Origin of the sequence: Limnobacter sp. 130 (assembly GCF_902506325.1) — a bacterium.
In the GTDB taxonomy this organism is placed as follows: domain Bacteria; phylum Pseudomonadota; class Gammaproteobacteria; order Burkholderiales; family Burkholderiaceae_B; genus Limnobacter.
Genome location: NZ_LR732328.1, coordinates 1,665,192 through 1,689,795, shown reverse-complemented (window position 1 = coordinate 1,689,795; position 24,604 = coordinate 1,665,192). Strand labels below are relative to the sequence as shown.

The window sequence follows — 24,604 nt, the reverse complement described above, 5'->3', positions numbered from 1 at the left end:
GGAACTTTCTAACCATGGCGACCATTCTCGTTGTTGATGACGAAATTGGAATTCGAGAACTTTTGTCCGAAATTCTCGGTGACGAAGGGCATGCTGTGCTGCTTGCGGAAAACGCAGGCCAGGCACGCGCACTTCGGGACCAAGAGCAACCCGATTTGGTGTTGCTCGATATCTGGATGCCCGACACCGATGGTGTGACCCTGCTGAAAGAATGGTCGGTGAAGGGCTTGTTGACCATGCCCGTGATCATGATGAGTGGCCACGCCACAATCGATACTGCGGTTGAAGCCACTCGGATCGGCGCACTCGATTTTCTGGAAAAACCCATTTCATTGCAAAAGCTGTTGGGTGCCGTTGAAAAAGGTTTGGCCCGCGGAAAAATGGTGCAATCAGCCCGTGCGTTGATGCAATCGCAGCCCAAAGCCAACGGTGTGGGCGGTGTGTCAAACAATGCAGGCGGTGCGGCGGTGTCGGCAGTGGGTGGTGCCTCGTCCACGCCCGATTCCAGTCCTTTGGGGCAGGCTTTGGCCGAATTGTCTACGCTTGATCTGGATGCGCAATTGCGCGATGCCCGCGATTCATTTGAACGCATTTATTTTGAGTACCATTTGCGCCTGGAGAATGGCAGCATGACGCGTTTGGCCGAGCGCACTGGTATTGAACGCACGCATTTGTATCGCAAACTCAAGCAGCTGGGCGTGGAAGTAGGCCGCACTGCGCGCAAAAATATCGCATGAAAATCATCATCGTCGGCGCCGGGCGTGTGGGCGCGAGCCTTGCCGAAAGCCTGGTGTCCGAACACAACGACATCACCCTGATCGATCCAGACCCCAGGGTGTTGGCCGATCTTCAAGACCGCTACGACTTACGAACCATTGCTGGTAACGGCGCTTTGCCGCGTGTGTTGAAGCAGGCCGGTGCTGAAGACGCAGATATGCTGGTGGCGGTCACGCGCAGTGACGAAACCAATTTGGTCGCCTGCCGCATGGCTGCACTTATGTTCAATGTGCCGCGCCGAATTGCGCGTGTGCGTTCGCCAGAAATGATGGAACAGGCGAATTTGCAAGGCGATGAAGGTTTCAATGTCGACCATGTGATTTGCCCCGAGCAAAGTGTGACAGAACACATTGAACGGCTGATCGAATTTCCCGATGCCTTGCAAGTGCTTGATTTTGCCGATGGCAAAGTGACGCTGGTTTCCGTGCGCGCTTACGCAGGCGGGCCTTTGGTGTCTCACCCCATCGAAGACCTGCGCAAACATTTGCCCAAAGTCGATGTGCGCATTGTGGCCTTGTTTCGCGAGAATCAACCCGTTGCGGTAGAAGGCTATACCACCATTCAGCCTGGCGACGAGGTGTTTTGCCTGTCGGCTACAGAGCATGTGCGTACCGTGATGTCGGAATTGCGGCGCATGTCAAAACCAGTGACCAAGGTGATGATTGCCGGTGGCGGCAACATTGGTTTGCGACTGGCCCGCAGCCTTGAAGAAAACTATCAGGTCAAGGTGATTGACGCCGATCGCAAGCGCTGCGAAGACCTGGCCAACCAGCTGGGTTCACGAACCTTGGTGTTGTATGGCGACGCAACCGACGAAGATTTGCTGGCCGAAGAAAATGTGCAGGACGTGGACACGTTCATTGCACTGACCAACGACGATGAAAACAACATCATGTCGTCTTTGTTGGCCAAACGCATGGGTGCGCGCCGGGTGATCGCCCTGATTCAGCGCAAGGTGTATGCCGAGCTGGTGCAGGGCGGGCAAATCGACATTGCGTTGGCCCCATCAAACGCCACACTCAGTGAATTGCTCAAGCACATTCGCCGGGGCGACGTGGTGGCCGTTCACCGTTTGCGCCGTGGTGTGGCCGAGGCAATTGAATCCATTGCACATGGGGATTCCAAGTCCTCGAAAGTGGTGGGCCGTGCCATTGAAAAAATCGACATGCCCAAGGGTGCTGTGATTGGCGCCATTGTGCGTGGCGACCAAGTGATCATGGCGCACCATGACACGGTGATTGAAGCCGAAGACCACATCATTACATTCGTAGAAAACCGCAAACTGGTGCCGCAAGTGGAAAAGCTGTTCCAGGTCGGCGTGGGGTTTATCTAAAGTGGTACTTGCAGCATGAGGAACTCGCTTTTTCCGGTGCTGGGCGTATTGGGCTTTGCGGTGGCCTTGTTCTCGGTGGCATTTTTGGTGCCGCTCACTTACGCTTTTTTCACAGGCGAACCCACCGTACATGCATTTGCCACAGGTTTTTTAGTCACTTTTGGCATTGGTGTCACCGCGCACGTGCTGACCCGTCGTTTTCGGCGAGAGCTTCAACCCCGCGATGGTTTTCTGTTGGTGTCAACCGTGTGGTCCGGCTTGCCTGCCTTTGCCACCATTCCCATGGTGCTGTTTTTTGAAGACCTTAGTGTCGCGGATGCCTACTTTGAAATGGTGTCTGCGCTAACTACGACCGGCGCGACTGTGCTGAGTGGTCTTGACGACATGCCCGCCAGTATCAACATTTGGCGACACCTGCTCTCGTGGATGGGTGGCATGGGTATTCTGGTGTTGGCGGTGGCCATTTTGCCCTTGCTGGGTGTGGGTGGCTCGCAGGTGTTCAAGGCCGAAACACCCGGGCCCATGAAAGACAACAAACTCACTCCCCGAATTACAGAAACTGCCAAGTCTTTGTACATGGTGTATTTCATGTTGTCTGTGGCCTGTGCCATCAGTTACAAGCTGGCAGGCATGGACTGGCTGGACGCGTTTTTGCACACCGGTACTACTGTGTCCTTGTCGGGATTTTCATCGCACGACGCGAGCTACGCCTACTTTGATTCCGCAGCAATTGAGATGGTTGCAGTGGTGTTCATGATGATTGCGGCAGTGAATTTCTCGATTCATTTTTTGGCTTGGCGTGGCAAATCGTTTCGCCCTTATGTGAATTGCCCGGAAGCCAAATGGTTTTTCATGCTGATGGCGGGTGCTGTTTCGCTGATCACGGTGTATTTGTTGGCGCATCAGGAGTACACCACTTTCAGTGAGGCATTTCGTTACGCATTATTCAACACCGTGTCTGTGGCCACCACCACGGGTTATGCAAATACAGACTATGGTCAATGGCCTTTATTCGCACCTTTGCTGATGATTTTCCTCAGCATGTTTGCCACCGCGGCAGGCTCTACAGGTGGTGGCATTAAAATGCTGCGCGCTGTCATTTTGTTCAAGCATGCCATTGGCGAGTTGTCGCGCATTCTTCACCCTCGTGCCATTAACCCGGTGCGCGTTCGTGGTTCCGCTGTCAGCTCGCAGGTTATTTTCGGTGTGCTGGCCTTCATGCTGATGTATGGCATGAGTGTGATCACCATCGCCATGATGTTTATCTTCACTGGTATTGATCCCACGTCTGCACTGACCACAGCCATTGCGATGATCAATAACCTGGGGCCAGCGCTGGGCAATTTCGGACCTGCCGATAATTACGCCGCACTTGGAAATTTTCAAACCTGGCTTTGCTCTTTTGCCATGTTGCTGGGGCGCCTGGAAATGTTCACTATTCTGGTGCTGTTCACGCCAGCCTTTTGGCGCAAATGAAAACGCATGTTTTCCTCGTGTCTGGCCGCAATCCTGTACAGCGCGCCACTCGAATTGAACAGTTACTCCTTGAGCAGGCGGGTGCCGGCAAAATCACCCTGATGGCCAGTACGGAAATTTTTTCAGTGGCTTGCGTCGAAGCGCAGGCTGAATTGTTTCAACTCGATGCCGAGCGCAAGGCGCGTGGTATCCACGTGCTGCGTTTAAGCCCCGGTTGTTTGTGTTGTTCCTCCAAACTGGTACTGACAACTCACCTTGCTCGCACCTTAAGATTGAACCAACCCAATGTATTGTTAATGGAACTGGAAAGCCAAAGCCACCCGGAACAAGTGTTAAAGTTATTAAACGAGCCTCAATGGACGGATTGGTTTGCCGATATCACATTAGTGGAGGAAGTTGCGTAAGGGGTTAGACGCCCAAGGCGTGGCCTTGAAATTGCTAGATAGATCACCATATTCAACCTGAAAGTATTATTTGGAGGTTTGCGATGTTAATGATGATTGATAGCCCCTTTTACTGCGTGGTGGATTTGGTCATGAGCGAGGGGCAACCCAGCCTTGGCATTGAAATCGTGGACAAGAACAATCAGCGAGAACTGTTTTTGCAGGGCGATGCGGCTGAAAAATTCCGCAAAGAGGTGAAATACCTTGCCGCCCAAGAACCCGATATCGACGACATCGAAGCTTTTATTGAAAGCTACAAGCCCTGGATGCAGCATCCAGTGACTCTGCACTAATTCATCCCTTTCAAAGCCTCTGTCAATTTGGCAGGGGCTTTAAATCGAATTCTCCCTATGCAAACCGCGGCTTGGCGTGAGTTTCTTTGCTCAACATCAAACTGACAATCGAGGTAGCAACCCAGGCTGCCAACACCAATATGCACACAGTCATCCCGGCTTTTGAATAGGCCCCAGTGATGTTTTCTGTAGCCGCATAATGGTCAAGAATGGCACCCAGCACCGGTTGCTGCACCAGCGGGCCAACCATTACCCCCAAGTTCACAATACCCACGGCAGTGGCACCCAAATGGTGTGGCACAGATTCTTTCACATAGCCAAAGCTAAGCACCATGGACCCACCACCAAAGGCGGTCGCCCATAGCAGTGCAGAGACCACCGCAATGGGTAGATCGGGTTTCAAACCCAAAATGATGAAGCCGCCAATTGACAGGACAGCACCGAGAAAATATGGCAGTTTGCGTTGTTTTAACTTGTCGGAAAACGCACCAAAAAACAGGCTGCCTGCAGCAAAGGCGATCAGCATGCCGGTGATAATCAGCGAAGCTTCTTTGACGCTGAGCCCATGCCAGGTGGTGAGGTAAGGAACGCCCCACAAACCCGTGAATGTGAGAATGGCTCCGCACACCCCACTGGGTATCCAGAAGATCAGCCACACTGCCGGAAAACGCAGCGTGTGGCCCAATGCAGTGAGCAGGGGCAGCGTCACTTCATTCTCGGGCCGCTTGGCGACATGATTTTTGTAGCCGCGGTATGAAGGCATGTCGCGCACATAAATCCAGATGAGCACGCCCAGTAACGCTGCGATCAGGCCACTGGCACCCATCACCACCCGCCAGCCGAACAAATCGGAAAGGGCGCGTAACGGAACACCGGCCAACACTGCGCCCATGGTGCCCACAGCCAGGCTAACGCCCGACATGCTGGCAAAGCGCGAAGGTGAAAACCATTGCGCCACCAGCATCAGCATGGAAACCCATGCAACAGCCACGGCACCACCCACCAAACCACGGCCTACCGCCGCCCAGCCCAATGTAGGCGCAAAGCCGAACATCAGTGCACCCAACCCACCCAGAATGCAGCCCACAGTGAGAATTTTGCGTGGGCCGATGCGGTCAACCAGCAGACCCACCGGTATTTGCATGGCTGCATAGAAGTAGAAATAGAATGCCGACAAATTGCCCAAGGCGGCGCGGCTTAGGTCAAACGTTGAACTGAGTTCTTCAGTGAGTACGCCAGGGGTAACGCGCTGGAAAAAACCAAACAGGTAAAACGCGGCGGCCAAGCCCCAGATGATGAACGACATCCGCAAGGGGGGCGGGGAAAGGTGATTGGGTGACATGGTGTTGTTCTTGTGAATACTGCATGCAGTGTCGCATGGGGGTGGATTTGTGCCACTTGGGTGTAACCCGAGGAGGCTGAAGCTGAACTTGAAGGGTCACAGCTTCGGTTTCTTGCCAATTCGGCGTGGGTTACGTTACTTGTGTCGCATGTCACTGGTGACTTTTGATCTGAACTTGAAGGGTCACCGCTGCCCGAAAACTTGGCATATCGTCTTGTCAGCTTGAGCCTGCACTAAGCCAAGCCCTCCAAAAGTAACGGTCGGGTCTTGGCTTTCGCGCAAAGGCGCGATCGTTTGTCTCGGCGCGCCAAGCCGGCAAGTTTTCTGACCGGTCATCGTGCGACCACTTGCAAATTCAGCTCTAAGTCACCGGCGTCAGCGTCTCTCCACCACCGCGCAACTCACCGCTGGGTTCACAGCCCAATCGGCGGCGGTGTTTCGATCGCCTCGCCTTCAAGAAAACCTGCCCGTTTGAATTCACCCGCCACGGTCGGCCATTGGCCGGCACCGAGACTCGGCCCGCCTTTTTGCCGAGCGAGGTGAGTCAGGGTGAATCTCAAAAAGGGAAGTACAGGTTTTCAGGCGAGAGATTGAAATTCGCGCCGAGTGGGCAGTTAACGTGCAGTCGAGAAAGCTAAACCCAAGTCGATTGGGCCAAATAAAACAGCTGGGTTATTTAAACCAGCACGGTGTTGTTCCATGCCGCCATCGCTAGCGCTGCACGCTGCTCAACCACCTTGGCCACATTGTTCACGCCATCAAGCCCTGTCGTCAGCCAGGTACCGCCCACTGCTTGCACCGCCTTGATTTCGCGCCACTGCGGGAGATTTTCCAGCGTGACTCCGCCCGTGGGCACAATGCGTGCTGCGGCCAATGGGGCGGTAATTCCAGCCAGTGCTTTGGGCCCGCCCGCCGCCATGGCCGGGAAAAACTTGAGCAACTCGAACCCCAACTCAAGCCCACGCATTATTTCAGAAGCGGTGGCCGCACCGGGCACCCAGGCGTAGCCGTTCTTCAGTGCATGGTCAGCCAGCGTTTCGGTAAGGCCCGGTGAAATGAAGAGCGTGGCCCCAAGGTCGGCGCTTTGGTCAAATTGCGCAGGCGTTAATACCGTGCCCGCTGACAAATTCATTTCCGGGAAGCGCTTGGCAATTTCGCCCAAGGCTTGCAGTGCCACCGGGGTGCGCAGTGTGATTTCAATTTGGGTAATGCCACCGGCACAAAGCCCTTCCGCAATTTCAAGGCCCTGCTTTAAATCAGCAATAACCACCACAGGCAACACGCCTTGGCGCAGCCAGTTTTTTGTTCGTTCCAAACGGGTGTCCGGGGTGTTCATGGGTTTTCCTTGATTCATTGGGGAAACAGATTGCTTGCGCCTTCTTCGGCACTGCTCACCGTATTGCGCCACACCTGAAAGTAGCCGCGCCCGAGGCTAACGGCCTGTGCCGGCTCGGCCATGGGTTTGCGGGTGCTGAGGTCGGCTGTGGTGTACAACTCACCTTTGTTGGCATCCACACGCACCACATCGCCATCGCGAAGCCGCGCAATGGGCCCATCGGCTTTGGCCTCGGGGCACACATGAATGGCGGACAACACCTTGCCCGAGGCACCGCTCATGCGGCCATCGGTAACCAACGCCACTGGCAGACCTTGATCTTGCACAATGCCCAGAATGGGCGTGAGTTTGTGCAGCTCGGGCATGCCGTTGGCGCGCGGGCCTTGGTGGGCCAGCACCACCACAACAGGTTCGGTAAATTCACCCTTGTTGAAAGCGTCGATCACTTGATGTTGGTCAGTGAATACACGGCAGGGCGCTTCAACAAACCGGTGTTCTTTTTTTACCGCCGATACTTTGCAAACACCACGGCCCAGGTTGCCTTTCATCAGGCGAATACCGCCGTCGGGCTGGAAGGCGTCGGTGTGCGGGCGCAGTACTTCTGTATTGCGCGAGTCACCCGGTTTGCGCGTTGAAAACACCTCCGCAGTGGGTAGCACTTCGGCCACTGTGTTGGCCATGGTGGTGCCCCACACAGTGGGTGCGTCGCCGTCTACAAAACCGCCGTCAATCAATGTGGCCAACAAGCCTGCGGTGCCGCCTGCGGCTTGAAACGCGTTCACATCCTCGGTGCCGTTGGGGTACACGCGGGTGAGCAGCGGGGTGACGCTGGAAATGGTTTCCATGTCGGTCCAGTCGATCAGGTAACCCGCTGCGCGGGCAACGCTGACCCAGTGAATGGTGTGGTTGGTTGAGCCGCCAGAGGCCATCAAACCGACCAACGCATTCATCAGGCAACGTGAATCCACCAGCGTACCCAGTTTCAAGGCTGGGTTGCGTGTGGCGCTTTCAAGGGCACGCACGCTTTCACCGATCAGGGCTTGGCGTTGTGGGCTGCTGGGCAATTCAAACGCTCCCCCGGGAAACTGCAGCCCCATAAAATCAAGCATTAACTGGTTGGAATTGGCTGTGCCGTAAAATGTGCAGGTACCAGGGCTGTGGTAAGCCTTTTCTTCAGACTGCAACAAGGTTTCGCGGGAGGCTTTGCCCTGTGCAGCCAGTTGGCGTGTTTTGGCTTTCTCCGAATTGGACAAACCGGTTTCCATGGGGCCTGCCGGAATGAACACAAAGGGCAGGTGCCCAAAGCCCAAAGCGCCAATCAACAAGCCAGGCGCAATTTTGTCGCACACGCCCAGCAAAATGGCACCGTCGAACACATCGTGCGACAAACCCACACAAGCGGACAAGGCGATTACGTCGCGCGAGAACAGGGACAATTCCATGCCTTCACGGCCTTGCGTGACACCGTCGCACATGGCCGGTGTGCCGCCTGCAACCTGGGTGGTGGCGCCCAGTGCGCGTGCATGTTGGGCAATCAATTCAGGGTAAACCGCAAATGGCTGGTGAGCCGACAACATGTCATTGTATGCAGTCACAATACCCAAGTGCGGTGACTTGTGTAATGAAATAACACGCTTGGTGGTGCTTGGGTAAATGGCTGTGGTGTGGGCCAGGTTGGCGCAGCCCACAGCTGTGCGGTTTTGCGGGCCCTGTGGCAGGCTGTTTAAGTACGCAGCGCGCGTGCCCTTGGAGCGCAGTTCAATGCGTTCGCGAAGCGCAAGCAGTGCGGGATGTAGTTGTGTTGCCATTGCACAGACCTTGATAAGATTGCTTGTGGACTAGTGTTGTTTGTAACATAATTACAAAAAATTATCAATTAATGTAATCGACTTGATCGACACGAACGGATATTAAAATGACTGACAATTCTCCCTTGCCCGTTGGCGCGTTCACCTTTGTGCTGCACGGTGCGGGGGGCGATCTGGCCAAGCGCAAAATCATTCCTGCACTGGCACATCTGGCCAAGTCTGGCTATTTTTCAAACGACTCCAGAATCATATTTGCACAACGCGAAGCGCTGACACCCACAGAGGCATTGGCCCAAGTGGATGCATTTTTGAAATCTGCGGGCGATGAGGCTGCCCGCGAATCCATCCCCGCCTTGTTGCCCTACCTGCACACCTTGCAGGTGGTGTTGGGCACGCCTGAATCGTGCGGGGCCATGGCGAATGCCGTGGCGGGTAGCCCGGAACCCGTGGTGCATTACGCAGCCCTGCCTTCTTCCCGTTTCATTGATTTGATCAATTGTATTCCTACAGTGCGCGATCCGGAAAAGTTGCGCCTTGTGCTGGAAAAACCATTGGGTTTCAACGCCAAAGAATCCGCCTTGATTGAAGAAGCGGTGGCCGCAAAACTGGACGAATCGCAGGTGTACCGCATTGACCATTACCTGGGCAAACAAGCGGTGCAGAACATGTTGGCCCTGCGTTTGGGCAACCGTATTTTTGAACCACTGCTGACCCGCGAACATGTGGCCTATGTGCAAATTACGGTGGCTGAAGATTTGGGAGTGGAAGACCGCGCCGGTTTTTACGAGCATGCCGGTGCGCTGCGTGACATGGTTCAAAGCCATATTTTGCAGTTGCTGGCGATTGTGGCCATGGAACCCCCGGTTAGCCTGGAGGCCAATTCGCTGCGCGATGAAAAACTGAAGGTGCTGCGTTCACTCAAGGTGCCCCAAATTACGGGCGTTCCCGAAATTGTGGTGGGCCAGTATGGTGAAGGTTATGTGAAGGGGCAGCCCGTGCCCAAGTACCGCAATGAAAAGGGTGTGGCAGCCAATTCCACCACGGAAACCTATGTGTCGTTTCGCACTGAAGTGCAAACCTGGCGCTGGGCTGGCGTGCCTTTTTTGGTGCGCACGGGCAAACGCATGCCGCGCCGGTTTGCAGAAATCGTGATTCAGTTTCGCGATGTGCCCAAGCCTTTGTTCGAGCCGGTGGGCGGGCAGTGGGTGGGCAACCAGTTGGTGATCCACCTGCAACCCGAAGACAAACTTGAATTGAAGTTGCTTGCAAAAACACCGGGCGAGCGGGAACGGTTGAAACCTGTTTCGCTGGATCTGGATTTTTTCAATACCTGGCGCATTCCGGTGCGTGACGCTTATGAGCGTTTGATCACCGACATTCTTCGTGGCCGCCTGGGCTTGTTTTTACGCCGCGATGAAGTACAAACCCAGTGGCAATTTGTAGACCGTATATTGAATGACTTGAAAAGCCATGGCATGGAACCAGTGCCTTACACCAGCGGTACTTATGGCCCTTCATCGGCCACAGCCATGGCTTTGCGGGCTGGTGCATTGTGGTCGGAGGACGGCTTGTGATCGAAGACAAGGATTCCCAGTTGCGGGAAGACATTCGCCTGCTGGGCGCGTTGCTTGGAGAAATCATTGCTGAGCAACAGGGTTTGCCTGTGTTTGCAGCCATTGAGGAAGTGCGGCAGTTGTCGGTGCAGTACCGCCGGTTTGATGACAAGGCGGCGCGCGCCAAACTGGAGGCTCGCCTTGAGGCGTTGACTCAGGACGAGACCATTTCACTGATACGCTCCTTTTCGATTTTCTCAATGTTGAGCAACATTGCCGAAGACTGCCATTTGATTCGCCGCAACCGCGAGCATGAACTTGCAGGTGTACCCGCACGCGAGGCCAGCCTGGATTACACCATGGCCGAGCTGGACCGGGTTGGCGTGAATCGCGATGCGGTGCTGGCGCGGTTAAAGCAAACCGAATCGGTGCCCGTGTTGACCGCACACCCCACCGAGGTGCAACGCAAAAGTGTGCTGGACGCGCAGCAAAGCATTATTGCGCTGATTCGCCATCGGGATGAAATCCGCCTGACGCTGGAAGAAACCAATGCCTGGCGAGATGAACTGAAAGCCGCAGTGCAGCGCCTGTTTCAAACCCGCTTGCTTCGCCGAAACAAGCTCAGCGTGATTGATGAAGTGAACAATTCGCTGGCCTATTTTGATTCCACTTTTTTTGCCCAAGTGCCGCAGGTGTACAGGCGTTTGCAAAGCCTGTTGGATTTGCCCAGCACCGACAATTTTTTGCCAGTGAATGAAGACCCGCTGGGCAAGGTGCTCACTGTGGGTTCGTGGATTGGCGGGGATCGCGATGGCAACCCATTTGTAACTGCGCAGGTGCTGGACACCACGCTGAAAATTCAAAGCCGCAAGGTACTGGAGCATTACCTTGCCGAGGTGAATTGCCTGATTCGCGAATTCAGCGTGACCGATTACTTCTTGAAACCCAATCCGCCACTAACGGCATTGGCCAAAACCTCGGGCGAGGACTCTGCACACCGCCAGGATGAAACCTTGCGGCGCGCCTGTGTGGCCATTCGCAATCGCCTGCAGGCTTTGTTTGAGCAAAGCCAACAGGGCCATGACGTGGCCACGGCCTATGGCTCGCCGGGCGATTTACTGACCGATTTGAATGTGATGTACAAGGCCTTGAGTGACAACGGCATGCAACGCATTGCCGAGGGGCGTTTGGCCCTGTTGGCACGCAAAGTGAAAGTATTTGGCTTCTCGCTGATGGCCCTGGACCTACGGCAAAACAGCGATGTGTTTGAAGAAGTGGTGGGCGATTTGTTCAGGCAATCAAGCCTGGGGCAAATTGATTACCTGGCTTGCAGCGAAGCCGAACGCATTGAATTGCTGTGCGCTGAACTGCGCACACCCCGTTTGTTGTTCAGCGATTCACTTCAATACGGCGAACGCACCCATTCTGAAATGGCCATTTTCCGCAAGGCCAAACTGGCGCATCAAATACTGGGCCACTCGGCCATTCAAAACTGCATTATTTCCAAAACAGCATCGGTCAGTGATTTGCTTGAACTGGCCGTGTTGCTCAAAGAAGCCCATTTGCTGAATGTGGCCAAGGGCGACATTGCCGTGAATGTGGTGCCGCTGTTTGAAACCATTGGTGATTTGCAAGCAGCGCCCGACATCATGAACCGCTTGTTCAGCATTCCTGAATACCGTGCCTTGGTGGCGTCACGCGGGCATGTGCAGGAAGTGATGCTGGGCTATTCCGACAGCAACAAAGACGGCGGGTTTGTGACATCAGGCTGGAGTCTGTACCAGGCTGAAATCGGTTTGGTCGATGTGTTTGCAAAGTATGGCATAAAAATTCGCCTGTTCCATGGCCGTGGCGGCTCGGTGGGTCGTGGTGGTGGTTCCAGTTACCACGCCATTTTGGGTCAACCGCCCGGTGCGGTGGAAGGGCGCATTCGCTTGACTGAGCAAGGTGAAGTCATTGCTGCCAAGTATGGAATTGAATCGCTGGGCAGGCGAAACCTTGAGGTACTTGTGTCTGCAAACCTGATGGTGTCTGAGCACACGGAACTGACGCGCGAAGTGCCTGCCAAGTACCTTGAATTGATGGCGCAGTTGTCAGACCATGCATTCAACGCCTATCGCGATTTGGTGTACAACACCGACGGTTTTCTGGCGTACTTCAAACAATCCACGGTCATTTCGGAAATTGCGAGTTTGAACATCGGCAGCCGCCCTGCTTCACGCAAAGCCGATTGGACCATTGAAGACTTACGCGCCATTCCCTGGGTGTTCAGTTGGGCACAAAGCCGTGTGATGTTGCCGGGCTGGTATGGTTTTGGCACGGCAGTGGCTATGCTGCGCAAATCGCTTTCCGACAGTGAACAAGCGGACTTGCAAACCATGGCCAAGCAATGGCCGTTTTTCAACACCATGCTGTCCACCTTGAACATGGTGCTGGCCAAAGCCGACATGGCAATTGCATCGCGTTATGCTGCCATGGTGGAAGACGTTGCGCTGCGCGAGAAAATATTTGGCAGCATTGCTGCCGAGCATGCGCGTGCTGTGGAAGGGCTGCTGTGGTTGACCGGGCAGCAGGAATTGCTGGCCGACAACCCATTACTTAAACGTTCCATCGAGGCGCGTTTTCCTTATGTTGACCCGTTGAACCATGTGCAGGTGGAGTTGTTGCGCAGGCACCGGCAAGGTGAGGCCGACGAACGCGTGGCGCGGGGTGTGCATTTGTCGATCAACGGCATTGCCACAGGCTTGAGAAACAGTGGCTAGCAGGGAGTGAATTGTGGAAACCATACACATTGCCGACTGGAACGAGTTTGTTGCGCTGACTTCGGAATGCGATGGCTGGGCATTTCGTGGCCTGCAAGATGCGGACTGGCCTTTGTTAAGTTCGCTGTCGCGATACCTTCAAAATTATGTGCCCGATAAATCGACCTGGCGCTTGCGTGAAGAACGTGCTTTTCGAATTTTCAGGCGCAAAGCACACAACTACTTGCCCGATGCCAGCGTGCTCGACGATGACATTCGCTGCCTTGCATTGATGCAACACCATGGCGCACCCACGCGCATGCTCGACTTCACCAAGTCGCCTTTTGTGGCCGCTTTTTTTGCACTGGAAAGGGCAGTAAAAAATTCAGCCGTGTTTGCGCTGGACACGCCGCGCTTGTGGATGGCCTCGCCCATTAACAACGCAACCTTGCACCGCGACATGATCGACCCCCGCATTGAAGGGAATTTCGAGCGTTACTTTGCATCGAATACCAACGACATGATGTGGGTGGGCGAGCCCGATCAAATGGACAGGCGCTTGGTGGCGCAATCAGGAACTTTTGTGGTGCCTGGTGTGCTCGACAAACCGATCGACGAAATTATTCAGCAATATGAAACCGGTCCGGCCATGATCCGAAAATTTATTTTGCCGACCAGTATTCGAAAAGAAGCGATGTTGGCGCTGTACCGAATGAACATCACCCACGCCACATTGTTTCCAGACCTGGATGGCTTGTCGCGATCCATTTCCTACGAGCTTGAAATTACCTGGCCGGGGCATGTCATGGCTTCGACCAAAGGCCACTGAACCTACGTACGACTCGTCTGTCGGTATGCTTCAAGCTTGTTGCCCCGGTACACCTGCTTGAAGAAGATTGGCGTGAGGAAGGTGGTCACAATGCCCATCAACACCAAAGTTGAGAACATGGTGGGGCCAATAAAGCCGTTTTGGTAGGCAATGCCAGCCACAACCAGTTCCATCACGCCGCGGCCATTGAGCACTGTACCCAAGCCCAGTGATTCCCGGTGATCCATGCCCACCATCAGGCCGCCCAGCCAGCCTGCGAATAGCTTGGTGACAATCGACACCACGATGACAATCAGGGGAAATTCCCATTCGGTCAGGCTGACCAATTGCAATTCAAGTCCCAGATAAGCGAAAAATATGGGTGCGAGAAAGCCGTTGGTGATCGACCCCAAGGTGCCTTGCAAGTCTTTGTAGCGGGAAGCAATGAAGTGTTTTTTGTCGAGAAACAGCGCACCAAAAAATGCACCAATCACGAAGTGAAAGCCCAAGGCTTCACTGATGGTGCCAAACACAAGCACAAACACAATCACGATACCAAACAAGGCTTCGGGACCAAATACTTTGATCATCGATTCTGGCAAGGCCTGGACATTCACATTGCGTTTTTCGAGCCAGTTCAGTAACTGGTTCAGCCCCACCACGACCATGCCCATGGCCATTAGTTTTAAGGTCGCAATGCCCACGGCCACGCTGGCGTCACCCAGGGTGAGCGTTTCGGGCAGGTTCAACACAATGCCCAGAATGAACAGGGCAGCCACGTCGTTGACCACCGCGGTGGCCAATGAAAACCTGGCAATGGGTGTGTGCAAAATGCCAAGGCTGTCCATCAACTTCACAGCCACGGGCAGCGCGGTGATCGAGATGCACAGGCCCAAAAAGATCATGCGCATGATGTCTTGCCCGAAAGCCGCAGCCACCAATACACCACCACCGAAGGGAATGAAAAAGCTGATGACGGCCAGCATCAGGCCGCGGCCTTTCATGGCGCCCACAATGTCGGAGAAGCGCATTTCAAGCCCGGCGTTCAGAATAATCAGAAACACGGCCAATTCGGTAACACCTGCCAAGGCTTTGTTGGGTTCGATCAAGCCCAAAATGGCGGGCCCCAGTAGCACGCCTGCCAATATTTCACCGATCAGCTCAGGTTGGTTGTAGCGCGCAAAAAGGCGGCCAAACAAGCGGGCAACCACAATGAGCAATAGCAAGCTTGATAACAGCGACATGGGGAAATTTACAAAAGGATGGCGATTGAGTTTATACCACCAGCGGGCCTAGGGTTAACACCAAGATGTGAATGTGATCAAATGTAGCGTTTGTTCCATTGAGCATCGTGAATATGCCTATCACTGAAAAACACCTTGAGGAAACCTGCATCACCAGCACACGGGTGTTTGACGGCCATTTGATGAAAGTGAACCAGGACAGGGTTCGCCTGCCCAACGGTGAGGAATCGGTGCGCGAATACACGGTACACCCTGGTGCCGTGGCCATTATTCCCATACTGGACGATGGTCGTTTTGTGATGGAAAGGCAGTTTCGCTACCCCCTGCATCGTGTGTTTCTGGAGTTCCCGGCAGGCAAAATTGATCCCGGTGAAGACCCCGTTGCCACAGCCCACCGTGAACTGCTTGAAGAAACCGGCTATGTGGCGCAAACGCTTGAGCACATCACCACCATTCACCCGGTGATTTCTTATTCCACCGAAAAAATTGAGCTGTATGTGGCACGGGGTTTAACCCTTCAAGAACGCCAACTCGATCACAACGAGTTTCTGGATGTGGTGTTGGTTGAGCCAGCTGAGTTGATGCGACAAATCAAGGCGGGTGAAGTGAGTGATGTGAAAACGATTATTGGGGCGTTTTGGGTGGCACAAAGCGTTTAAAACTGAAGGTCGCGCACGTACGGGTTGCTTCGCCGTTCCTGACCAAAGCTGCCTTCCGGGCCATGGCCGGGAATAAACACCGTGTCGTTGCCCATGGGCCACAGGCGGTTGCGGATGCTGTCGATCAGTGTTTCATGGTCGCCACCCGGAAAGTCGGTGCGGCCCATGCTACCCACGAATAAAACATCACCTACAAAAGCACGTTTGGCCTCCTCAGAGTAAAACACAACATGGCCCGGCGTGTGGCCGGGGCAGTGGCGAACATTCAGGGTGCAATTGCCAACTTGAACGGAGTCGCCATCAGTCAGCCAGCGGTTGGGTGTGAAAGGCTTGCTTAACGGGAAGTTGAACATTCGGCTTTGGTCGGCCAAGCGGTCAATCCAGAACTGGTCACCTTCATGTGGGCCGATTATGGGTAGGTTCAATTGTTCTGCCAGTTCGGCTACCCCACCCGCATGGTCTATGTGCGCGTGGGTTAGCCAAATGGCTTGCAGGTCCAGATCGCGGTCCGCGATTGCCTTGGCGAGTTTTTCAAGATCACCACCCGGGTCGATGATCGCAGCCTTGTTGGTTTCGCTGCACCACACAATGGAACAGTTTTGCGCGAATGGCGTGACAGGGATGGTGAGGTACTGAAGCATGTTGCGGGTAGTGGGGTTGGAGTGACGATATAGTAGAGAAATTCAAACGACAGAGGGGCTAAATTTCATGGGAACAGAGGCGTATCGCAAATTGTTAGTCGTATTGGCGGTGGTATTTGCTGTGGCTTTTGCCATGGTGTGTATTCCCCCGTTTATCGACAACCCAGATATTATCGGCGCGTTCGCCGGCGGATTTGTGAATCCTTACGCATCGGGTTATGCGATCGATATTTTCTTCACTTGGGCTGTGTTGGCCGTGTGGGTGATGTACGAGGCCAAGGTAAAAGGCATTCGCCACGGCTGGGTTGCGCTGTTGTTGGGCGTGGTGCCCGGTGTTGCCACCGGGTTTGCGGTGTACCTGCTGATTCGGTTGAAACAGGAAAAAGCAGGCGCTTGAAACTACACCAGAAGTGGATGGTCGGCCATGTCGTGGTTCACATCAGCATGGCCTTGTTCGTCCTTCCTCACCGCGATCACTACATCACGTAGCTTTGCATCGGCAGGTAATTTGTAATACTCGATCGCAATTTTCGGTGCGTCGATATTTTCAATTCGGCCCGCATCAATTTCAGTCAGGTAGTCGGTGTAGCTAACAACGGCCTGATTTTCAAAATACCCCACCATGCGGTGCGCAGTTGTTGGAAAGAACACATACAGCACAAAATAGAAGTGCCAGAACACCAGCTGGGCAAACAACACCAGCAGCCGCTCCCCGACGCTTGGCTTTGCAATTTCAATGAAAATCATCAGGTGCATGCGTTCGTTTTCCGCCTCGTCCAGCAGGGTTCGAATGGTGGGGCCGTAGCCGGTTTTCATTTTCCGCAGGCTTTTGAGGTGAATCCACATGCCCGCGACCATGCCGGGCACCCCAGCCACTGTTTCAAGAATAACGGCCCTGTGCCCGTAGCGTTTTGCAAAGAATGTGTCTGCAAACCACCGAAAAAACATGGTGAGTGATTTGGCGAAACGGTCTGAAAAGTCCTGTGGTGCGGGTTCTTGTGGCATTGCTTCCATGTGCTCGACTCCCTGTGGTGCGGTGACAGTACGTTCGTTTACTTTGTTAATGAGTCTACGCTTGTTGGGGGGAGTGGGATAGCCCCGTGGATATTCAGACTCGATCAACGCGGCCACAAACAAAGTTCAACTTCTCACCCCTCAAACGTTTTTGCTAGGCTTCATTATTAATGCAAATTCAAGGGAAGACCTTTGGCGACAATTCAATTTCTAGATGCAGCAAAAAGCATGCAGTTTGTATCGGAGTACTCTAAGTTGGTGCTTACCGATGTTATGCAAAAAGCGGGCATACCCTCAATTTTGATCACCAGCACAGCGCGCACGCCAGCAGATCAAGCTCGAATAATGTATGAGAATATTGAGCGTTATGGGATAGATCATCAAAAGTTGCTTTACAGCAGGTACGGCGACCAAGTAATTGATGAATACTCGAAGTACAAATCAAAAAAGCGGCACAAGCAGTTCATCATCTCAATGATGAAAGCAAAAATTATTGCGCTCGATCCTTCAAAGGTTTCCAACCATGTTGCAGACCCCGCAAAGTTGAACGTCATTGATATTGCACCATCCAGTATTAATCCAGCTCTGCGTAAGTTGTTTGTTGACGTTGTGCAAAGCGACGAGCGAGTTGCAAAGTATTTCGGACCACCAAAAGATCCCGCCTATCACTTAGAAATCCCCCAGCCCGAGAAGTCATGATTTACAAAACTATTTTTAAATTCCTCGTGGCTTGCTCAGCCTTTGTTCAGCCGCTTGCTTGGGCCAATGCACATTCCGATTGTGCATATGCAACCAGTGGAGTGGATGTACAAAATTTCAAGAAATCGAAGAATATAAGTGGATTTCAAGAGCTTGAAAGAAGCACTACTTACACCGGTATTTTGAATGGTATCGGTAGCTTCCATTTACAGCTTTATCGCTGCGCACACTACGGGGCTGCTGTGACTGTACTTCTAGGGTCAGATCCAAAAGTAAAGCATGTAGAGCAAGTTCTGAAAATTCTGCCTTCCCTGTTATTTGCCCCTGCAGATGTTGCCAAGGTGACTGAAGCATTGAAGGGCGTTCAGTTGAAAACATTGTCAGATTCACAGCACCTGGGATCGTTGATAGAAGAACTCGGACTTACCGACTTCCGTCTACAACTCATTGATATTGAGGGGGTAAGTCTTTTGGTGCTGTCGTTCTATGGCGGGTAATCCTATTCCTCGTCCCTGTATCTCTGAAGCGAAGATCAGCCCTTCTTAAAACCATCCAAACCGAAGTCACCAAAGGGTTCGTCTCGTTGACGCACGGCCTGCATGAACCCTTGGGCCATCGAGTCTTGCTGAAACTGATAGCCCTCTTTGGTGTGGCGGGTGATTCCATCAAACACCGTGCCCAGAATTTGCGTTGTGTGCAGGCCTTGCTGCATCACCGATTGATTCAACAGCAATTTCATCATGATGAGTTGGTTCACCGGCATTAAAGCGATCCGTTGTACCAAGGCTTCGAAGCGTGCGTCTAGCTCGGCTGGGGGCGCTGACTCTATCGCCAAACCCCATTCTTGTGCTTGTTTGCCTGTCAGGCAATCGCCAGTGAACAGCAAGCGCTTGGCTTTTTCCAGCCCAATGCGGTGAAACCAAATTGACGTGGTGGGGCAGCCCCACACACGCGCGGGTGGATAACCAATTTTCGCATCCTCGGCAATGACCAGAAGATCGGAGCACAAGGCCATGTCGGTACCGCCGGCCACACAATAACCGTGCACTTTGCACACCACCGGTTTCTCGCTGTGAAACAGGCTCATGAAGCCTTTCACATTGCGACTCATCATGGCGTAGTCAAGCATTGGGTCCCAGGTTTGGGCTGGGTTGTGATTTTGCATTTGCACCATGGGGTCGAGTGTTGAACCTTTCGGGCGCGAGGCATTCAGCTCCCCCAAATTGCCTTCGGCCTGCGCACTTTCAACCAAATCGTAGCCGCCACAAAAACCGCTGCCATTTCCACTCAGGGCAATTACATGCACGTTGGGGTCAATATTGGCTTTTTCCACGCATAGAGCCAGTTCCTGCGGCATGTCCATCGTGATGCCGTTTCCACGGGATGGGCGATTCAAAGTGATTCGGGCCACTCGGCCTGTGACCTCGTAGGTCAAGGTGGAAAGTTCTAGCATGTGGATTCTCGCGGTTTTGTTTTAATGAAAAGTGGGTTCGACAATATCCAGATATCGACGGAATGCATGCAAAAGTTCTTCCGGATTTTCCTGATTGGGGTGAAAGTCCGCTTTAAAATATTTCATCAATTCGGGAACAGCCTGAGTGAAAAACCCCTTTGGCCCCCAATAGTCCACCAAAAACTCAGCCCAGGCTTTGGTTTTGCTCAGCTGACCTGTTTGCCTTAAGCAAGCGACCATGTCCACCAAGACCACAGGCGCAATTCCAGCCGACACAATTCCCATGCCCAAGGCCCTGGTCAGGTAATCCCCCTTGGTGTGCTGGTACAGATCAAATGCGACCGCCCTGTGCTCGGTTTCTTCCATGGCATGCCACAGAATCAGTTGTTTGATCTGTGGATCGGTCACACCGCTTAAAAACCCGGGATGAAACGCGATTTGCTGGGCGATCACACCTGTGAAATGCTCTGCAGCAGCAGTCACGGCAAGCCGAAGTTTTTTGCCAAGCCTTTGATTGGTTTGTTTGCGAACCCAGCCCGCTGCTTTCTCCAGCTTGTTCACATTGATTCCGACCTTTGCAAATGCAAGATTGGCCACTTTGTGCTCTTTGCCGTGCATGGCTTCCTGACCAATGAAGGCACTTACATCGCGCTTCAGTTGCGGGTCTGTAATTTCCTTCTGCGAAGCACGAACTGAGTCGACAAAAAACTGTTCGCCTTCAGGAAAATAGGCCTGAAACGCAATCCACAAGGCCGAAGACACGGGATTGTTTTTGATGAAATCCCGGTTGATTCCTTCGAAGGAATAGTCCATCCGACGGACTGGGAATGTGGCGCCGTTTTGGTGTTCAGAAACCGGTTTGAATGCGTAGTCCATGGCTCAACCTCAGGCGTGATTAGGTGATGTTTGACTTTTTGAAGAAACAATCCTCAACACTTCCAGGTAGCTGGGCGCAGGCTGCACCACACCGCGCTGCAAGAACAATTTGTGTAGTTTCGGCAGCTTGTACCAAGGCACGGAAGCAAGTGCGTGGTGTTCAATGTGGTAGTTCACATTCAAAGGTGCCACCAGGCTTTTGGCCAACCAGCCTGCGCGAGTGGTACGGGTGTTCTCGAACATGTTGTTGGTGCGTTGGGTGGCTGCGTGTTCCGCCAGTGCACGAATGCGAATGAACATTGGGTAAGTGGTCAAATAGGCGATCAGCCAAAGTACATACAGCTCGCCATAACCAAACATCATCAACGCTGCGGCAATTGCCAAATTGGTAATCAGGGTGGGAAAGAAATTGATCACAAAGCGCTTGGCATGAAACCACCGGCTTTGCTTTGGCAACCACTCGTAGTTGCTGGCCACTGTCCACTTCATGTATTCGGCGCACATCACAAACTGACCAAACATGAATTTCATGCCTGTTATTCCAACCGCATCGCGCAGTAGTTTTCGCGCAAGTGATTTTCGGGTGGTGGGCAAACCGGCAATCAGTGAAATATCCACATCCTCGTCGGTGCCAGTTTTCAGGTGGTGAATGAAGTGATGTTCCCTGTACTTGAACAAATCCAAACCGACGGGCCGGGCGCACAGCCAATCGGTGAAGTGATCGTTCAGGGCGCGTGTTGCAAACAAGGTGCGGTGGGTTGCCTCGTGCGTGGCAATGGCCAAGGCCAACTGGCGGCCCCCGATTAGAACGACACACAACAAAAGCACGATGGCAGTCAACCAAACTGCTTGTGTAAGCGACCAAGCCGCCAATGCAAAATTGCCGGCAATTACCGCCCAGGTTGATACAATCGCCCAAAACCCGGCCCAATCAGAGCGTGAAGTCAAAGCACGAATTTCGTCTTTGCTTAAAATCTCGTTAATTTTTTTGCGTGTTACTGCGCTGTAATCAGTAATGGCTTCGTTGTTCATTGCATGGCCCGTCAACTGCAAAATATTGATAATCGGATCTTTATAAAAATTACTTAAAAAAGTAATATTAAGCAATTTATGTAATATTACTAATATTGTCAATAAAATATTTTAATGTAATGTAAAGATGTAGATCTCAATACGGTGTGCGATGTCAATGGCTCAGGCGTGTTCAATACACTGTTACAAAGAGAACATGTGTAGATTGCTTCTTCTTAAGCCTGTACCACCCACTTTCTGTACTGCCTTGTCCTGAAAAACGCACCAAGCTGCTGCTGCGCCAACGCAAATACAGGGTTCACCTTTGCATTGGGGTTACGCCCTTTGCTTACCCTGTTCAACTGGTGTTTCACCATGGCCATGTAAGCCAGCGAAGCAAGCACTTTGTTGTTCCATGCAATAGGGCGCAACTGGGGCACGCTGGCTTGGCCTTGTTTCCATTCGTCGGGCAAATTGGGGTTCAGCGCCAGTGCGGTGGCAATACCCACCAGGTCAATGCCCTCGGTGGCCAACACTTGTTCAGCCACGGCCTGTCTGCGAATACCACCGGTCACCATAATTGGCACGGTGGCTACGGTGGCAATGTCTTTGGCAAATTCAAGAAAGTAAGCTTCGCGGGCCAGGGTGCGACCGTCGCGTGCGTTGCCTTGCATGGCGGGTGCTTCGTAGCTGCCGCCTGAAAGCTCGATCAAGTCCAGCCCCATGGGGTTGAGCATTTGCACCACGGCTTTGGCGTCGTTTTCGCTAAAGCCACCGCGCTGAAAGTCGGCAGAGTTTATTTTTACAGCCACAGCAAATTGTCGCCCCACCGCTGCGCGAATGCCTTTCACCACGTCGATCAACAGGCGTGCCCGGTTTTCAATCGAGCCACCCCATTGGTCTTTGCGCTTGTTCGATATGGGGGATAAAAACTGGCTGAGCAAATAACCATGCGCAGCGTGAATTTGCACCCCGTTGAAACCAAATTTCTCAGCCAGTATGGCGGCATTGATAAAACGGTTTTTGATGTCTTGAATTTCAGCCGCTGTCAGTTCACGCGGTGGTGTGAACTGTTTGGAAAATTTGCCCAAGTCCATGGCCACCTCAGAAGGTGCCACGGTGGGCTGCCCCAAGTTGGCCGGCATTTGCCGACCGGGGTGGTTAATCTGCATCCACACTTGCGCACCATCTAATTTCGCAGCTTTGGCCCAGCGTTCAAACTGCGCAGCTTGTGAATCGTTTTCCAACACCACGCCGCCCGGGCCTGTCATGGCCCGGCGATCAATCATCACGTTGCCGGTGATCATCAAGCCCGCACCGCCCGCAGCCCACGCGCTGTACAAGCGGATCAATTGCTCGGAAGGAGCTTGGTCGGCATTGGCCAGGTTTTCTTCCATGGCGGCTTTGGCAAGGCGGTTGGAAAGCTGGGTGCCGTTGGGCAGCGTGAAGGCGGTGAACAGGCTCATGTGGTTTTCCATGGTTGCAATGGATGAAACAATAAGCTTAAAGTTAACCTGAAGGTCAATAGAGGAAATACACCATTATGAAAATTGGCGAGTTGGCCAAGCGCAGCGGTCTGTCTGCGGCCACCATTCGGTTTTACGAATCCAAAGGTTTAATTACCGCAGTAAGCCGGAAAGCGAATGGTTACCGCGAGTACCCGCTGGAAGCCGTGGCCGTGTTGGCCATTATTGCCAACGCGCAACAAACCGGTTTTACGCTGGAAGAAATACGGCAGGTGATGCCCGGCAATTTAAGCAACTGGAAGCACGAAGAACTGGTGGGCATGTTGAAGAAAAAAGTGGCCGACATGGAGGCCATGGAATTGAAGCTGGCACAGAGCAAGTTGCAGTTGCAAAACATGATTCAGTTGATCGAGGGCAAGCCCGAGAACATGGATTGCGACGACAACGCCAACCGCATTTTGAAGGGAATGGGGATTTTGAAGGCTGGTTAGTTTTTAATTCTGCGTGGGTCGCATCGTCTTGTGTAAAAACTGCTGGTGTTGAATTGCGGTGCTGGTTCTCAAGAAAAGTATTCGTGCAGAATACGGTTGAACCTATCACTTTATTCAGTCAAATCCATGTTGATCAAAAGCGCTGATGATCGAGAAAACGACATCAAGATTCTTGAAAGCCTGTTGAACCATCCTTCCGCATCTGCGTTGACGAAACGTAAGATTGAAAAAGTGATTAAAGCGATCCGGTCGGGTGTAAAGGGAGAGAAGGACGCCGCCTATCAAATTGAGTACCACTACGGCAATGGAAAAAACTGGGCAGTCATTCACGACTTGCGCATTGAACACAAGGGCCGGGTTGCGCAAATTGACCACTTGCTGATTAATCGGCTGATGGAAATTTGGGTATGCGAAAGCAAACACTTTAATCAAGGGATCTCAATTAACGAGCAAGGCGAATTCGTTTCGTTTTCTGGCGCCAAAGCCTTCGGCATACCCTCGCCGTTAGAACAAAACCGCAGACACTGTTCACTGCTTCAAGAAGTATTTGATGATGGGGTGGTTCCACTGGAAAAGCGTTTGGGCTTTTCGATCAAGCCTGTGATCAAAAGCTTGGTCTTGGTATCTAGTAAAGCGCGTATTACCCGCCCATCAGCCGCGTTTCCAGGGCTTGATGAGATTGTTAAAGTTGACCAAATCAAGGCGATACTTGATAAGGCAATGGACGATGACAATAACCCGCTAAGCCTTGCAAAGCTGGTCAGCAGCGAAACATTAAAAGCGTTTGCTGAACGGTTGGCAGCGTTGCACAAACCACAACAATTTAACTGGCATGGAAAGTTTGGGTTACCTGTGCACCTTGATGAAGAGGCTGCAGTTGAGGCCGTTGAGAATGTTGAGCCAGAGCCCAAGAAATCAAAACTGGCTTGCAATACTTGTGGAACCGCAGTGGCTTACAACGTTGCGAAGTTTTGCTGGTTCAACAAGCCGCGTTTTGGGGGGCAGGTTTACTGCTTCGAGTGCCAGAAGAATGTGCAGGTGGGTGGGTAGTTGTGTTTTCTGTCGCGTTGCCTTGATGCATTTGTTTCACCGACTCAAGTAAATCATCTTGAAATTTTTTCATTTCAGAGTCCATCTTTT

General features: G+C 52.8%; 24 protein-coding genes. 14 read left to right on the top strand and 10 right to left on the bottom strand.

Going from position 1 to position 24,604, the window contains the following annotated elements; genetic code table 11:
* Positions 1–14: 14 nt before the first annotated feature.
* The 5 genes from FRIGORI9N_RS08040 (at position 15) to FRIGORI9N_RS08020 (ending at position 4,322) form a co-directional block, all read left to right on the top strand.
* Positions 15–737, top strand: coding sequence for a response regulator (locus FRIGORI9N_RS08040; RefSeq protein ID WP_159569289.1), 723 nt, complete (start codon positions 15–17; stop codon positions 735–737).
* Positions 734–2,110 carry a Trk system potassium transporter TrkA gene (trkA, locus tag FRIGORI9N_RS08035; protein ID WP_159569287.1) on the top strand — a complete coding sequence of 459 codons (1,377 nt, stop codon included), beginning with the start codon at positions 734–736 and terminating at the stop codon, positions 2,108–2,110. Before FRIGORI9N_RS08040 ends, trkA begins: the two co-directional genes overlap by 4 nt.
* A 15-nt stretch (positions 2,111–2,125) precedes the next feature.
* Complete coding sequence (locus FRIGORI9N_RS08030) at positions 2,126–3,586, top strand: TrkH family potassium uptake protein (protein WP_159569285.1); 1,461 nt, start codon at positions 2,126–2,128, stop codon at positions 3,584–3,586.
* Positions 3,583–3,990, top strand: coding sequence for a GTP-binding protein (locus FRIGORI9N_RS08025; protein WP_159569283.1), 408 nt, complete (start codon positions 3,583–3,585; stop codon positions 3,988–3,990). Before FRIGORI9N_RS08030 ends, FRIGORI9N_RS08025 begins: the two co-directional genes overlap by 4 nt.
* Before the next feature lie 83 nt (positions 3,991–4,073).
* Positions 4,074–4,322 carry a DUF3567 family protein gene (locus FRIGORI9N_RS08020; protein ID WP_159569281.1) on the top strand — a complete coding sequence of 83 codons (249 nt, stop codon included), beginning with the start codon at positions 4,074–4,076 and terminating at the stop codon, positions 4,320–4,322.
* Between the two features lie 55 nt (positions 4,323–4,377).
* Here the strand turns inward: FRIGORI9N_RS08020 and FRIGORI9N_RS08015 are convergent, their stop codons facing one another.
* The 3 genes from FRIGORI9N_RS08015 to edd form a co-directional block, all read right to left on the bottom strand.
* Positions 4,378–5,664 (bottom strand): MFS transporter, encoded by a 1,287-nt coding sequence (locus tag FRIGORI9N_RS08015; protein ID WP_159569279.1) that lies wholly within the window; start codon positions 5,662–5,664, stop codon positions 4,378–4,380.
* Between the two features lie 676 nt (positions 5,665–6,340).
* A complete protein-coding gene (locus FRIGORI9N_RS08010; protein WP_159569278.1) occupies positions 6,341–7,000 on the bottom strand; it encodes a bifunctional 4-hydroxy-2-oxoglutarate aldolase/2-dehydro-3-deoxy-phosphogluconate aldolase in 660 nt (219 codons plus the stop codon).
* A 14-nt stretch (positions 7,001–7,014) separates the two neighbouring features.
* Positions 7,015–8,808: a phosphogluconate dehydratase gene (gene edd, locus FRIGORI9N_RS08005; RefSeq protein WP_159569276.1), complete on the bottom strand. Its 1,794-nt coding sequence runs from the start codon at positions 8,806–8,808 to the stop codon at positions 7,015–7,017.
* Between the two features lie 107 nt (positions 8,809–8,915).
* Here edd and zwf point away from each other — a divergent pair, with 107 nt between their 5' ends.
* From zwf to FRIGORI9N_RS07990, 3 genes are read left to right on the top strand one after another with little or no spacing between them, the layout of a single operon-like run.
* The gene (gene zwf, locus FRIGORI9N_RS08000) at positions 8,916–10,382 is read left to right on the top strand and encodes a glucose-6-phosphate dehydrogenase (protein WP_159569274.1); all 1,467 of its coding nucleotides are present in this window, start codon (positions 8,916–8,918) and stop codon (positions 10,380–10,382) included.
* Positions 10,379–13,123: a phosphoenolpyruvate carboxylase gene (ppc, locus tag FRIGORI9N_RS07995; RefSeq protein WP_159569272.1), complete on the top strand. Its 2,745-nt coding sequence runs from the start codon at positions 10,379–10,381 to the stop codon at positions 13,121–13,123. The genes zwf and ppc overlap by 4 nt, the downstream gene beginning before the upstream one ends.
* Positions 13,124–13,136: 13 nt before the next feature.
* Positions 13,137–13,931, top strand: a complete 795-nt coding sequence (locus tag FRIGORI9N_RS07990) for an FRG domain-containing protein (RefSeq protein ID WP_159569270.1) — start codon at positions 13,137–13,139, stop codon at positions 13,929–13,931.
* A 2-nt stretch (positions 13,932–13,933) separates the two neighbouring features.
* Here the strand turns inward: FRIGORI9N_RS07990 and FRIGORI9N_RS07985 are convergent, their stop codons facing one another.
* The gene (locus FRIGORI9N_RS07985) at positions 13,934–15,154 is read right to left on the bottom strand and encodes a cation:proton antiporter (protein WP_159569268.1); all 1,221 of its coding nucleotides are present in this window, start codon (positions 15,152–15,154) and stop codon (positions 13,934–13,936) included.
* A gap of 113 nt (positions 15,155–15,267) precedes the next feature.
* Between FRIGORI9N_RS07985 and FRIGORI9N_RS07980 the strand changes: the two genes are divergently transcribed.
* On the top strand, positions 15,268–15,813 hold the full coding sequence (locus FRIGORI9N_RS07980; RefSeq protein WP_159569266.1) for an NUDIX hydrolase: 546 nt from the start codon (positions 15,268–15,270) through the stop codon (positions 15,811–15,813).
* Here the strand turns inward: FRIGORI9N_RS07980 and FRIGORI9N_RS07975 are convergent.
* Positions 15,810–16,454 (bottom strand): MBL fold metallo-hydrolase, encoded by a 645-nt coding sequence (locus FRIGORI9N_RS07975; protein ID WP_159569264.1) that lies wholly within the window; start codon positions 16,452–16,454, stop codon positions 15,810–15,812. The genes FRIGORI9N_RS07980 and FRIGORI9N_RS07975 overlap by 4 nt on opposite strands.
* A 67-nt stretch (positions 16,455–16,521) precedes the next feature.
* On the opposite strand from FRIGORI9N_RS07975, the gene FRIGORI9N_RS07970 reads away from it, so the two are divergent.
* A complete protein-coding gene (locus FRIGORI9N_RS07970) occupies positions 16,522–16,851 on the top strand; it encodes a DUF2834 domain-containing protein (RefSeq protein ID WP_159569263.1) in 330 nt (109 codons plus the stop codon).
* Positions 16,852–16,853: 2 nt separating this feature from the next.
* On the opposite strand, the gene FRIGORI9N_RS07965 is transcribed toward FRIGORI9N_RS07970, so the two are convergent.
* Complete coding sequence (locus tag FRIGORI9N_RS07965; RefSeq protein WP_159569262.1) at positions 16,854–17,468, bottom strand: alternative oxidase; 615 nt, start codon at positions 17,466–17,468, stop codon at positions 16,854–16,856.
* 192 nt (positions 17,469–17,660) lie between these two features.
* Between FRIGORI9N_RS07965 and FRIGORI9N_RS07960 the strand changes: the two genes are divergently transcribed.
* Together FRIGORI9N_RS07960 and FRIGORI9N_RS07955 are read left to right on the top strand one after the other, a co-directional pair.
* Positions 17,661–18,167 carry a hypothetical protein gene (locus FRIGORI9N_RS07960; RefSeq protein ID WP_159569261.1) on the top strand — a complete coding sequence of 169 codons (507 nt, stop codon included), beginning with the start codon at positions 17,661–17,663 and terminating at the stop codon, positions 18,165–18,167.
* Positions 18,164–18,664, top strand: coding sequence for a hypothetical protein (locus FRIGORI9N_RS07955; protein ID WP_159569260.1), 501 nt, complete (start codon positions 18,164–18,166; stop codon positions 18,662–18,664). Before FRIGORI9N_RS07960 ends, FRIGORI9N_RS07955 begins: the two co-directional genes overlap by 4 nt.
* 35 nt (positions 18,665–18,699) lie before the next feature.
* On the opposite strand, the gene FRIGORI9N_RS07950 is transcribed toward FRIGORI9N_RS07955, so the two are convergent.
* From FRIGORI9N_RS07950 to FRIGORI9N_RS07935, 4 genes are all read right to left on the bottom strand, one after another.
* Positions 18,700–19,620: a crotonase/enoyl-CoA hydratase family protein gene (locus tag FRIGORI9N_RS07950; RefSeq protein WP_159569259.1), complete on the bottom strand. Its 921-nt coding sequence runs from the start codon at positions 19,618–19,620 to the stop codon at positions 18,700–18,702.
* A 21-nt stretch (positions 19,621–19,641) separates the two neighbouring features.
* On the bottom strand, positions 19,642–20,496 hold the full coding sequence (locus FRIGORI9N_RS07945; RefSeq protein WP_159569258.1) for a metal-dependent hydrolase: 855 nt from the start codon (positions 20,494–20,496) through the stop codon (positions 19,642–19,644).
* Positions 20,497–20,505: 9 nt separating this feature from the next.
* Entirely contained in the window at positions 20,506–21,528 is a 1,023-nt protein-coding gene (locus FRIGORI9N_RS07940; protein ID WP_159569257.1) for a fatty acid desaturase family protein, read from the bottom strand.
* Between the two features lie 215 nt (positions 21,529–21,743).
* Entirely contained in the window at positions 21,744–22,973 is a 1,230-nt protein-coding gene (locus FRIGORI9N_RS07935; RefSeq protein WP_159569256.1) for an NADH:flavin oxidoreductase/NADH oxidase family protein, read from the bottom strand.
* Positions 22,974–23,050: 77 nt separating this feature from the next.
* Here FRIGORI9N_RS07935 and FRIGORI9N_RS07930 point away from each other — a divergent pair, with 77 nt between their 5' ends.
* Both FRIGORI9N_RS07930 and FRIGORI9N_RS07925 read left to right on the top strand, forming a co-directional pair.
* Positions 23,051–23,464, top strand: a complete 414-nt coding sequence (locus FRIGORI9N_RS07930) for a MerR family transcriptional regulator (protein ID WP_159569255.1) — start codon at positions 23,051–23,053, stop codon at positions 23,462–23,464.
* A gap of 96 nt (positions 23,465–23,560) precedes the next feature.
* Positions 23,561–24,514 carry a nuclease-related domain-containing protein gene (locus tag FRIGORI9N_RS07925; protein WP_201301427.1) on the top strand — a complete coding sequence of 318 codons (954 nt, stop codon included), beginning with the start codon at positions 23,561–23,563 and terminating at the stop codon, positions 24,512–24,514.
* Positions 24,515–24,604 lie beyond the last annotated feature (90 nt).